The organism is Moorena sp. SIO2C4 (assembly GCF_010672485.1).
GTDB classification, from domain to species: domain Bacteria; phylum Cyanobacteriota; class Cyanobacteriia; order Cyanobacteriales; family Coleofasciculaceae; genus Moorena; species Moorena producens.
In genome coordinates, this window is the sequence record NZ_JAAHGN010000101.1 from 1 (window position 1) to 11,712 (window position 11,712).

Consider the following 11,712-nt stretch of genomic DNA (forward strand, 5'->3'; position numbering starts at 1 on the left):
TGGCAATCTTTGGAGCGTACTGAGTTGCTGCTGCTCCCATTTTCCCCAAAGCCGATGACGCACTAGTACGGACATAATAATCTGAATCGGTTAAAAGTTCGGCGATTTGGGGAGCGTACTTAAATGGTGCTGCTTTCATATGACCCAGAGCATATGTCGCACTTGTACGGACATGCCAATCTGAATCGGTTAACAGTAAAAGGATTTGGGGAACGTACTTAGATGGTGCTGCTCCCATCAGCCCCAGAGCCCATGCCGCATTAAGACGGACATGGTCATCTGAGTGGGTTAAAAGTTGGGCAATTTGGGGAACATATTCAGAGGCAGCTGCTCCCATCCGCCCAAGAGCCCATGCCGCCCTACTAGGAACATGGTTATCTGAGTCGGTTAAAAGTGAAATGATTTGGGGAGCGTACTTAGAGGCGGCTGCTCCCATCTGACCCAGAGCTTCTACTGCAGAATAACGCACACTCCCATCTGAGTCTGTTAAAAGTTGGGCAATTTGGGGAGCGTACTCAGAGGCGGCTGCTCCCATCTGACCCAGAGTTTCTACTGCAAAATAACGGACACTCCCATCTGAGTCGGTTAAAAGTTGGGCAATTTGGGGAGCGTACTTAGAGGTGGCTGCTCCCATCTGACCCAGAGTCGATGCCGCACTTGAACGGACATCACTATCTGAGTCGGTTAAAAGTTGGGCAATTTGGGGAACGTACTCAGATGCAGCTGTTCCCATCTGACCCAGAGCCGATGCCGCACTTATACGGACATAATAATCTGAATCGGTTAACAGTAGAAGGATTTGGGGAACGTACTTAGAGGCAGCTGTTCCCATTTTCCCTAGAGCCGATGCCGCCCTAGCACGGACATAACTATGTGAATCAGTTAAATCTTTAGCGATTTGGGGAGCGTAGTTTTTAGCTACTCCCATCTGCCCCAGAGCATATGCCGCCCTATCAAAGACATCAGCATCTGATTCGGTTAAAAGTTGGGCAATTTGGGGAGCGTACTTAGAGGTGGCTGCTCCCATCTGTCCCAGAGCATATGCCGCATTAGCACGGACATTAATATCTGAGTCAGTTAAAAGTTGGGCGATTTGGGGAGCGTACTCAGAGGCAGCTGCTCCTATCTGTCCCAGAGCTTGTGCTGCACTAGCACGGACTTTGGACTGAACCGACTTTGTCTGATTCTCATACCCTAACCAGCCTACAATCTGCTCAATTCTGTCTTTAGGAATCTCAAGTGGGGGCTTTAGTTGTTCCAAGTCATACCTAAACAATTTGTCGAAAGCTTTAACCCATACCTCGGGGTCGGGGTCATCCAGTGCTCCCACAATCCCCTTGATCTTCCACAATTCTGTCTCAGGCTTCGTTTCTTCAGTATAAATGTAATCATTAAAAATGATTACATTTATTAGAGCATGACTTCCGTTGACTATCAAAAGTACCGCTACTAGCAGTGCTAACAGATAGCATAGGCACTGGGTAACACCAGTCTTAAAGGTAGGGAAAAGCTTTGGGCAGTCGGCATCGCCTCTATGGGGCATTGTGGTAGGTTCCCAAGGAGTTAGTCAGCTAATAGGGATCCCCCCTAACCTTAATCAGGGGGGAAAAGAGCACAGAATAGGGAACAGCGGATCTGGTAAACAATCCTGTGTACCCCATAGTTATGAAAAACGCTGTAACTATAATTATGCTGATGTTGGTGCTAGACCCTAAGCCCAGCAAACCTTTGACAGTTAGATGCTTCCCAATGATTAATCGATTTTTATTATAGCAATCCTGGATAATATTATATACCACAGGGAATCGGGAGTCGGGAATCGGGAATGTGGTAAGCGTGGTAACAGTTCCCCCCTTGTTAAGGGGGGTTAGGGGGGATCCTCAACTTTTTGACCCAATGGGTGGACTTGAGATCTTTGTAGAACAGGCATCTTGCCTGTGATCACTATTTTAGGACGAGCTGTCCCAACCATGGCTACCGCGAAAATGAGGGTGAAACCTTGGGTGGTGCGTTACGGCGCGGGCTTTCCCAACACTTGCTATGAGGTTGAACATGATGGCAAGCCCGCCCCTAACACACCCTACGGAATTGCTCGGTAATCCAAAAAAATTAGAAACTTGGCACCAGGCATCAGCAGTTTCAGCACCTGCCCATAGCTCTTCGCATCAGCAGGGCTGTCGAACCGAGCGAAAACCACTGGTGGCATCGGTGGCAATAAGCGCACCATTACCCATGGGTATAAGCGTCGATGGGACATATTATTAAGTTATCTCCTGTAAGGGGAACCCAGAGCCAGCCTGCAGCCTGCGAAAACTCTTAGGCTGGCTCTTCCCGTGGATTTTCTTGTCCACACTTTAAGTGTAGCACAAAAATTTGCATATTATAGCATATTTTGAAAAATTTTGTAACAAATTCTTTTTGAGGGAGCAGGGAGTAGGGAGCAGGGAGCAGGAAGTGTGGGGAGTGTGGGGAGTGTGGAAAGTGTGGTGAGTGTCCCCCCCTTGTTAAGGGGGGTTAGGGGGGATCTCCAGTTGGGGTTTAGCTGGGAAATTAGCGATCGCTGTGGGAAAGCGCGATCGCATAATCAATACAGTAAATTATCGTAGGGTGGGCAGTTCCTAAGAGCAATTCCAACGCTTTTAATCGGTTGAATCGGCACTGCCCACCGACAGGGATATATTATCGAGAAAATTAATCGTAAATTATCCTAGGCTGGGCAGTGCATAACAGCAATTCCAACGCTTTTGATCGGTTGAATCGGCACTGCCCACCGACAGGGATATATTGGGTGCTAACCCACCACCGATGTAAACTTATAATTTATGATTATTTACTTGGTCTGACACCTTGCTACTCAATAACAAATTGATGAAATTTAGACTAGGTTCGTTTATCCTGCTTCTGTGCCTATATTTGCAGAGTTGTACTCAATCTCCTGAGGTTGGGTCTGGGCAACAAAAGCTAATCTTAACAGGAGCAAGTACTGTTGCTCCTTTAGTTTCAGCTTTGGGTAAAAGATTTGAAGAGCAAAATCCAGGGATTCGTATTGATGTACAAACGGGTGGTTCGTCTCGTGGACTAGCAGATGTGCAACAAGGACTTTCTGATATTGGTATGGTTTCTCGGACTCTGACAGAAGATGAAGCCGTTGGGATGGAAGTTTTTGTGCTTGGACGGGATGGAATTAGCATCATTGTTCATGGTGATAACCCCTTAACAGAAATCACTAGGAAACAGGTTAAGGCCATCAGCACTGGTCAAATCAAAAATTGGCAAAGCTTAAATAAAAATGATGCCCCGATCACCTTTGTCCACAGAGCAGAAGGACACTCAACACTAAAGAAATTTCTGGAATACTTTGGAGTGAATAACTCACAGGTGAAGGCGGATGTGGTAATTGGGGATAATCAACAAGGCATAAAAACTGTTGCAGGTAATCCCAATGCTATTGGATACGTCTCCATTGGTGCTGCGGAATATAGTATGCAGGAGGGTATATCCATCAAGCTTCTGGCACTGGATGGCGTTGAAGCAACCAGTGAAGCAGTCGCTAATGGCAGTTTTCCCTTGCTTCGGCAATTAACTCTGGTGACAAAAGGAAACCCCACTGGACTAGCAAAGCAGTTCATCACATTTGTTCAGGGTGAAGAAAATTATGATATCGTTCGGCTACAAAAATTTGTGCCCCCGAAAAATTGATCGGTTTTTAGGGTGGACTGTACGAGGAATTGCCTCTGTGGTAGGTATACTCGTTGTGATTATTACAGGGTTCTTGATCATTGAATCCTTACCGATTCTTGATGAAATCGGGATATTAGCCTTTTTGACCGATGCTAGCTGGAGTCCCGCTCAAGGATTCTATAACCTCACCCCAATGTTGGTGGGTACCCTATTGGTGGTAACAGGAGCAGTAGTGCTAGCGGCTCCCGTTGGGATTTTGTCGGCTTTGTTCTGCCACTATTACGCTCCTCCTTTCCTCGCTAGTTTCTACCGTCGCTTACTGGAGTTAATGGCGGGATTTCCGGGAGTAATTTATGGACTATGGGGACTGGTCGTGTTAGTGCCACTGATTAATCGCCTCCATCCACCAGGAACCAGTTTACTAGCAGGAGTACTAATGTTAGCTCTACTGATTATTCCTACTATTGCCCTGACCGTGGACGCGACGTTAGCAGAGATGAACCAAGTTTATTGGCAGGGAGCCGCTTCCCTAGGATTGTCCCGTTGGGGGACGATTTTGGGCATCATGCTACCGGCTGCGCGACTGGGGGTATTTACTGGGATTATCCTAGGCATTGGACGAGCCCTTGGGGAAACGATGCTGGTGTTAATGGTCTGTGGTAATGTGCCTCAGATTCCAGATACACTGTTCGCTCCGATTCGCACCTTACCCGCTAACATTGCTTTGGAAATGGCTTTTGCCCTGGGCAATCATCGTTCATCCCTGTTTGTAACTGGATTGTTGTTGCTGGCAGTTAGTCTGTTTCTGGCGCTGTTGGCAGAAGCGATCGCAGAAGAAAAACACATTTACTAGTATAATTGCCCCTGAGTTGGGTAACCATCCACTACAGAGTTATTGCAGTGTCAGCTTCCATGGCTCTCTTTTCTTCTCACTCTCATGCAACACATCCTTCTAAAGGCTCTAAAAAACGGAAATTTTTGAGTGACTCTCGCAATCATCGGCATCGGAGCAAGATTGCTTATCGAGACCGAGTGTTGAGCATCATTGTCTGGTTCGTTGCTTTGTCCGTCGCCGCTAGTTTAGCGATAATTCTGGGGCATTTGGTTTGGTATGGATCTAGCCATTTATCTTGGGAATTCCTGACCACAGACCCTGAAAATGCTGGTCGCGAAGGAGGTATTGCCTCCATATTGGTTTCAACGGCATTGATTTTAGGGGTTTGCCTGGCAGTAGCCCTGCCCCTGGGGTTGGGAACTGCCATCCTGTTAGCTGAATTTACCGCCACCAATAACTTATTTAGTCGGTTGGTGCGACGCAGTTTGGATATGTTGGCAGGAGTTCCTTCGATTGTCTTTGGTTTGTTTGGCAATGCCTTCTTCTGTGTTACCCTTGGTCTTGGCTTCTCTATCCTGTCTGGAGGATTGACCTTAGCCTGTATGGTGCTGCCGATCTTGATTCGTTCTATTGAAGAAGGGCTGCGGGCTGTTCCTGAAGAATACCGTTTGGGGGCTGCATCCTTGGGAATCTCACGCACTAGCACCCTCACAAATCTGTTGTTACCTGCTGCTGTTCCCAGTTTAGTAGCAGGCTTAATTTTGGGAATTGGGAGGGTAATCGCTGAAACAGCGGCGTTGATTTACACCAGTGGCTATGTCGATCGCACACCTACCTCTTTATTTGATTCTGGAAGGGCTTTGTCGTTGCATATTTATGAGCTATCCATGAATGTCCCTGGCGGGGATGATAATGCCTATGCCTCGGCTGTGATATTAGTTATAGTTATCCTGTTGATCAATACCACAGCGATTTACCTAGGGAAGCAATGGCATGATCGCAGTCTTCAGGAGTAAAAATGTATCGTAACTAACATTAATGAGTCAGTTTTCATCCCAGGCAAAACCAGTCATCTCTCCTCCTATGGACAACTGGGGCTTTCCTACCCTATGCACGGATCGGCTCAATTTATTCTATGGCTCTAAACAGGCCCTAGACGATATCACTTTGTCAATTCCCCAGGGTTCTATCACTGCCTTGATTGGCCCATCTGGTTGTGGCAAGACCAGCTTTTTGTATTGTCTTAATCGCTTAACCGATCTCATCCCCAAGTGCCTAGTTTATGGTAATGTTTGGTTGGGTGATTCAAATATTCTTCACCCTAAAACTGATACTATCGCTCTCCGCCGTCGGATTGGTATGGTTTTGCAGAAACCAAATCCTTTCCCATTCTCAATCTGGAAAAATATTGCTTTTCCGTTGAAAGAGCATGGTATTATAGAGCGTCGGAAAATTAATGGAATTGTTGAGAGGGTGCTCACAAATGTTAAGCTCTGGGACGAAGTCAAGGATAGGCTTACAGCCTCGGCATTGCGCCTCTCTGGAGGCCAAAAACAACGTCTTTGCATTGCCCGTACCCTCGCCTTGGCTCCAGAAATTATTTTGATGGATGAGCCTTGTAGTGCCCTAGACCCCATTTCTAGTGGGGTTGTCGAAGACTTGATTGCTAGTTTGCGGGGGAAATACACTGTGGTGATTGTCACCCACAACCTGGCTCAAGCTCGACGGATTGCAGACTATGTGGGGTTATTTTGGGTTCAGTCTGGCTGTGGACGCTTAATTGAATTTGGCCCAGCTCAGCAAATCTTCCAGAATCCCCAACATCCCATTACAGCAGAATACATCAATGGTCAGCGTGGATAAGGGAATCCGTAAGTATTCAGCTCACAGCAATCAGCTATCAGCAATCAGCAATCAGCAATCAGCAATCAGCTCTCAGCTATCAGCTCACAGCTCTCAGCTCTCAGCTTATGGGCAATGGGCTTTTACCCAGACTTTCAATTCTCATGCTTCTCTATCAATATTAAATTCTCCCGTTCCCTTAGCGTGGCCATAGGCCTGCATAGGTTTATTTTAAGCTGACGGCTGACCGCTGACCGCTGACCGCTGACCGCTGACCGCTGACCGCTGACCGCTGACCGCTGACCGCTGACCGCTGACGCCTGAATGCTTACGGGAAGCCTAGCACATACTAAGAATCCCAAAGGAAGATGAACCAAAATTTACAGCTATCCACAGACAATTACTATTCCCAGCTCCGGGAGCAAGGTAAAAGTATTTACACTATCTGGGAAGAAGGAAACGCCTATAAAGACTCGATCACACCAACAATTTACGACACCAACTACCGAGAATTCATTACCAAAAAAATTGAATCTTTGGTTAACTACAAACTCACAAGCAATATCTTGAGTATTGGCACGGGTAACGCTTTTGTGGAAAGTGATTTACATAAAAAAGGGTATAACGTCATAGCCAATGATGTCAATGAAGATGCCATTGAAATTGCGCGAAACAAAGGATTGACCGTGGTTTTTGCTGATATAAATCAGTGGGAACCGGAACACAAAAATTTTGATTTAATTTACTGTGATGGGGTAGTTGGACACTTATATAAACCAGGAGTGGGTTTAACCAAGCTCTTCAGTCGTTTACGAGATTGGTTAGTGTCTAACCAGGGTATTCTGCTGATTTCTAATGATGCAGCGGTGATCAACGCTCCTGTACATCCTCACCCAAGGGTCAAAGACTTTTATTGGTTTTCGGCAGATTATTTGCGTTCGGAGTTACTTAGCGCTGGTTTTGAAGCCGTTGAGAACGAAAGTTTTATCTATCACCGTCCCCTGACAGGAGACAAAGAACGGTTGATTTTAGAAGCGCAAGTCACCTAGTAAAAGCCTTGGTAATTTCCGGCAAGACTCGGAAATTTACCTAACTAGGTTGCAGACCAAGGATTAATTTCCTACGTTGTTTTGGTCATGATACCTGGGAGTGAACTCCAGCTCCCAGCTCTATCGTCAACCATTAAGGTGAAGGCAAAATGTGTGGTTGACACGACAAGCCATTACAACATGGTCGAGGAAAACATTACCGATTTGAGACGCACTAAAAATGCAGAATTATGTATTAGTTATTGACACAGACAAACAACCATTAAACCCCATATCCCCCAAGAAAGCGCGTCGATTGTTAGATAAAGGAAAAGCTGCGGTTTTTAGGATGTATCCATTCACGATTATCCTCAAGGCTGCAATCGCAAATCCGACTATCTCCCCTTGTCAAATCAAAATAGATCCAGGCAGTAAGGTGACTGGGTTTGCTCTAGTCCAGGACGACCAAGTTATTTGGGGAATGGAGCTAGAACACAGAGGAGGATTGATCAAGAAAAAACTAGAATCTAGAAGTGCCGTTAGGGGTGGGAGGCGTAATCGCAATACCCGTTACAGGAAGCCAAGATTTCTTAATCGTAAGCGTCCAGAGGGTTGGATTGCTCCCAGCCTAGAACACAGGGTTTTGACTATTGAAACCTGGGTAAGACGACTAACTAAGTTTTGTCCAGTCAATGAGATTTGGATTGAAATAGTCAAGTTTGACACTCAAAAAATGCAGGATCCTGAAATCAATGGGGTGGAATACCAACAAGGTGAACTAGCCGGGTATGAGGTGAGGGAATATTTACTTGAGAAGTGGGGGAGGGAGTGCGCCTATTGTGGCAAGCCAAATATTCCCCTACAGATTGAGCACATTCACCCAAAATCCAAAGGAGGGAGTGATTCGGCAAAGCCGACGCTACGCGAACGGGTCAGCAATCTTTGTCTAGCTTGTGAAAAATGTAATCAACGAAAAGGCAATAGACCTATTGAAGAATTCCTAAAAAAGAAACCAGGCTTGCTACAAAAAATCAAAAACAAGGCGCTTTCGCCATTGAGAGATGCAGCAGCGGTCAATACAACTCGGAACAAAGTAGTAAAGGTACTCAAGGAAATAAAACCTGTGGTTACTGGCACGGGTGCTCAGACCAAATACAACCGGACTAAGTTGGGACTACCCAAGCAGCATTGGATTGATGCAGCTTGTGTTGGAGACGTTGAAGCTTTGGTGTTGAGAACCTCTCAACCGCTACTAGTTACCTGCAAAGGACAGGGAGGCAGGCAAAAAGCTGCGCTCAATAAATATGGCTACCCCATTAGACATAACCCATTGAAACCCATCAAAGGTTGGAAAGCGTGGTGATATAGCTAAAAACCTTTTGACGGGGGAGTTTGGGAGGGTTAATCCCAGAAGCAAAAGCAACTCCTTTAATTACACGGTTCCCGGAAAAAAGGCGATAAGCTTGCACGTCAAGAATTTACTCAGAGTTCACAGAAAGGATGGTTATACTTATGGGTTTTGCCGATAAATACCAAGAATTACCTGGAAATAGTCCTCCTATTACATACAGAAGTTAGAAGTCAGAAGTCAAAAGTAAGCTATGACTAAGAGGATATCTCCCAAGTTTTTTGATACTGAATTTTGCCCCCCTAGGGCGTGTTTTCAAAGTTTTCCGCAAGATTATGATCCCCCCCAGCCCCCCTTAATAAGGGGGGAGCCATACTCAAAGTCCCCCTTTTTTAAGGGAAACGGGGGATCTCCGAGGCAATAAAACACGCCCTAGCCCCCCGAGCGAGGGATTGCTCGCTTGGGGGATTTAGGGGGCTGCGTAGTGGTGTAATTATGCTGGATTAGTTCAGTTATGGATTTAGGACTAAAAGGCAAAATCGCTTTAGTAACGGCATCGAGTCGAGGCATGGGTAGAGCGATCGCAGAGGGCTTGGCCGCTGAAGGGTGTCAAGTGATAATTTGCAGTAGAGATAAGGATAATTTACTCAAGGCTGCCCAGGACATAGAAGCCAAGACGGGACAAGTCATTACACCTATCCCAGTGGATCTTGAGCAAAAAGAGAGTATCTCCCAATTGCTAACGGGCATTACCAATCAATTTTCCACCATTGATATTGTCGTCAATAACGTGGGTGGGATGCCCTACAAGCGCCACTATGAACTAAACCAGGAGGATTGGCAGCAATCATTCGATCTGACCTTTATGAGTCAGGTGACTATAGCTGAAGCGTTGCTGCCTTTGATGAAAAAACAGTCTTGGGGTAGGATAATTTTTGTGACTTCAGTAGCAGCCAAACAGCCAGGGATGCTGATTGCCCATTCCCAACGAGCAAGTGTTGTCGCTTATGCTAAAACCCTTGCTAATGAATTGGGGCAGCATAACATTCTGGTTAATAGTATCTGCCCTTCCTTTGCTGTCACGGATAAGTTCTATGAAGTGGCTGATGAAGTGGCGAAAAGACAGGGTAGTTCTCGGGAACAAGTGATCCAGCAATGGATGAAAAGTGTTCCCCTCCGTCGCCCAGCTTCCGCAGAAGAAGTCGCTAATTTAGCAGTATTTCTGGCTTCGGAAAAAGCGAGTTATATCACAGGAACCTGTATTCAAGTTGATGGGGGATTTGTGAAAAGTTTGTTTTAGATAAGGGTAAGCGGTCAGCGGTCAGCGGTCAGCGGTCAGCGGTCAGCGGTCAGCGGTCAGCGGTCAGCGGTCAGCGGTCAGCATTCAGCCGTGGCAGAGGCTTCAACGCTGTGATGTAACTCAGATTAAACAAAGGAGGTCTGGTTTTATTGTCCAATAAAACTTAGGATTTATTGCCTCTTGCCTCTTGCCTCTTGCCTCTTGCCTCTTGCCTCTTCTATCTTCCCTGTTCCCTGTTCCCTGTTCCCTGTTCCCTGTTCCCTGTTCCCTGTTCCCTGTTCCCTGCTCCCTGCTCCCTGCTCCCTGTTCCCTGCTCCCTGCTCCCTGCTCCCTGTTCCCTGTTCCCTTTTCCCAGATCCGCTGTTAAACACAAATCACAATTAATACTATGGAAAGTACCAAGCAATTTGCCAAATATATGAAAGCGGATGAACGGCCATCTGTGGATGACTCTATAGATCTTTCATCTTTGCTGGGAGAATGGTTTAATACCAAACGGGATACTAACTATATCAAGAAAGTAATCTTGAGCGATCGCAATGGTAGTTTAATCATCAATGCTTATGGAGCTAGTGATGGGGGGTTAATTGATTGGGGAGAAGCGGAAGCTATACCCTACGGATCTGGTATATCATCCCTGATGGCAGCAGGATTCCATAGCCTTTTTAATCTAGACGGAATTGAAACTCATCTTGTTTCCAATCAAAAACTAAGTATACTCTGCATTCAATCCTACACTCGCTACCTAGACGGTAGTGGTCGTATTGGGCACTTTTCCCGTGAGTTTTTTCACCGTTAGTCGTCTTTAAGGTAATAGTTTTCTAGTCTCAACCCTGAAAACAATAGAGGAGATGTTTAATAAATGAAATGGAATGAAATTCACGGTGAAACCCAGAGTTATCAACCGACTAACAATGCTAAACTTGACTTAAGTGCTATTCTGGGAACTTGGATCAATTCTAGTGAAAAAACCGAGTGGATTAAGAAGTATACCATAACTCAGGAGGGCGATCGCGTTTTCATAAATGTTTATGGTGCTGATTCCCCGGAAGATTGGGGCAAAGTTGAGGTCACAACATTTGTAGATAATCTCGGTCAAACAGCTTTCCATGCCCAGTACAACCTTGATGGAGTAGAACCATTATTAGCAGCCAATATGAATAAAGGTTTGTGCGTAGTTGCTGCCTTTCTCAAATTTAAGGATGGCGATCGCCCTAATTTTCTCTGCCGCGAGTTTTACTACAAATTAGATGAATAGTTGGTCAGCTTTCAGGGGTCAGCGGTCAGGGGTCAGGGGTCAGGGGTCAGGGGTCAGGGGTCAGCGGTCAGCCATCAGCCGTCAGCGGTCAGGGGTCAGCGGTCAGCGGTCAGCTGACGTAACAGAGATTAAACTAATGCTTACTTGTTTTATTCAAAATTCATAAAGTGTAAGTAGCCCATAAGCTGAATGCTGATACCTGATAGCTAATAGCTGAATGCTGAATGCTGAATGCTGATAGCCCATAAGCTGAGAGCTAATAGCTGAATGCTGATACCTGATAGCTAATAGCTGAATGCTGATACCTGAGAGCTAATAGCTGAATGCTGATACCTGATAGCTGATACCTGAGAGCTAATAGCTGAATGCTGATACCTGATAGCTGAATGCTGATAGCTGAATGCTGATAGCTGAATGCTG

14 protein-coding genes are annotated in these 11,712 nt (G+C 45.9%); 10 read left to right on the forward strand and 4 right to left on the reverse strand.

Going from position 1 to position 11,712, the window contains the following annotated elements; translation table 11 throughout:
- Both F6K20_RS08145 and F6K20_RS08150 read right to left on the reverse strand, forming a co-directional pair.
- Positions 1-1,543 (reverse strand): HEAT repeat domain-containing protein (locus tag F6K20_RS08145; protein ID WP_287294379.1); only part of this gene is annotated, 1,543 nt, incomplete at its 3' end.
- Between the two features lie 537 nt (positions 1,544-2,080).
- A complete protein-coding gene (locus tag F6K20_RS08150) occupies positions 2,081-2,257 on the reverse strand; it encodes a hypothetical protein (protein ID WP_287294381.1) in 177 nt (58 codons plus the stop codon).
- 611 nt (positions 2,258-2,868) lie between these two features.
- On the opposite strand from F6K20_RS08150, the gene F6K20_RS08155 reads away from it, so the two are divergent.
- Genes F6K20_RS08155 through F6K20_RS08170 form a run of 4 tightly spaced genes read left to right on the forward strand, consistent with a single transcriptional unit; the run spans position 2,869 to position 6,379 of the window.
- Complete coding sequence (locus tag F6K20_RS08155) at positions 2,869-3,699, forward strand: phosphate ABC transporter substrate-binding protein (RefSeq protein WP_008187171.1); 831 nt, start codon at positions 2,869-2,871, stop codon at positions 3,697-3,699.
- Positions 3,656-4,534, forward strand: coding sequence for a phosphate ABC transporter permease subunit PstC (gene pstC, locus F6K20_RS08160; RefSeq protein WP_044494041.1), 879 nt, complete (start codon positions 3,656-3,658; stop codon positions 4,532-4,534). Before F6K20_RS08155 ends, pstC begins: the two co-directional genes overlap by 44 nt.
- 59 nt (positions 4,535-4,593) lie before the next feature.
- Positions 4,594-5,532, forward strand: a complete 939-nt coding sequence (pstA, locus tag F6K20_RS08165) for a phosphate ABC transporter permease PstA (protein ID WP_008187175.1) — start codon at positions 4,594-4,596, stop codon at positions 5,530-5,532.
- Between the two features lie 22 nt (positions 5,533-5,554).
- Complete coding sequence (locus F6K20_RS08170) at positions 5,555-6,379, forward strand: phosphate ABC transporter ATP-binding protein (protein WP_008187177.1); 825 nt, start codon at positions 5,555-5,557, stop codon at positions 6,377-6,379.
- 134 nt (positions 6,380-6,513) lie between these two features.
- Here F6K20_RS08170 and F6K20_RS08175 read toward each other — a convergent pair whose 3' ends face one another.
- Positions 6,514-6,735, reverse strand: coding sequence for a hypothetical protein (locus tag F6K20_RS08175; protein WP_131827136.1), 222 nt, complete (start codon positions 6,733-6,735; stop codon positions 6,514-6,516).
- Between F6K20_RS08175 and F6K20_RS08180 the strand changes: the two genes are divergently transcribed.
- From F6K20_RS08180 to F6K20_RS08190, 3 genes are all read left to right on the forward strand, one after another.
- Positions 6,727-7,407 carry a class I SAM-dependent methyltransferase gene (locus tag F6K20_RS08180; protein ID WP_008187180.1) on the forward strand — a complete coding sequence of 227 codons (681 nt, stop codon included), beginning with the start codon at positions 6,727-6,729 and terminating at the stop codon, positions 7,405-7,407. The genes F6K20_RS08175 and F6K20_RS08180 overlap by 9 nt on opposite strands.
- 220 nt (positions 7,408-7,627) lie before the next feature.
- Entirely contained in the window at positions 7,628-8,749 is a 1,122-nt protein-coding gene (gene iscB / locus F6K20_RS08185; RefSeq protein ID WP_008187181.1) for an RNA-guided endonuclease IscB, read from the forward strand.
- Between the two features lie 499 nt (positions 8,750-9,248).
- On the forward strand, positions 9,249-10,034 hold the full coding sequence (locus F6K20_RS08190; RefSeq protein ID WP_008187183.1) for an SDR family oxidoreductase: 786 nt from the start codon (positions 9,249-9,251) through the stop codon (positions 10,032-10,034).
- A 170-nt stretch (positions 10,035-10,204) separates the two neighbouring features.
- Here the strand turns inward: F6K20_RS08190 and F6K20_RS08195 are convergent, their stop codons facing one another.
- Entirely contained in the window at positions 10,205-10,405 is a 201-nt protein-coding gene (locus F6K20_RS08195) for a hypothetical protein (protein ID WP_287294383.1), read from the reverse strand.
- Positions 10,406-10,422: 17 nt separating this feature from the next.
- Between F6K20_RS08195 and F6K20_RS08200 the strand changes: the two genes are divergently transcribed.
- From F6K20_RS08200 to F6K20_RS08210, 3 genes are all read left to right on the forward strand, one after another.
- Positions 10,423-10,833: a hypothetical protein gene (locus tag F6K20_RS08200; RefSeq protein ID WP_287294386.1), complete on the forward strand. Its 411-nt coding sequence runs from the start codon at positions 10,423-10,425 to the stop codon at positions 10,831-10,833.
- Between the two features lie 63 nt (positions 10,834-10,896).
- Positions 10,897-11,292 (forward strand): hypothetical protein, encoded by a 396-nt coding sequence (locus F6K20_RS08205; protein ID WP_287294389.1) that lies wholly within the window; start codon positions 10,897-10,899, stop codon positions 11,290-11,292.
- Complete coding sequence (locus F6K20_RS08210) at positions 11,285-11,458, forward strand: hypothetical protein (protein WP_287294391.1); 174 nt, start codon at positions 11,285-11,287, stop codon at positions 11,456-11,458. The genes F6K20_RS08205 and F6K20_RS08210 overlap by 8 nt, the downstream gene beginning before the upstream one ends.
- The last annotated feature ends 254 nt before the right edge of the window (positions 11,459-11,712 follow it).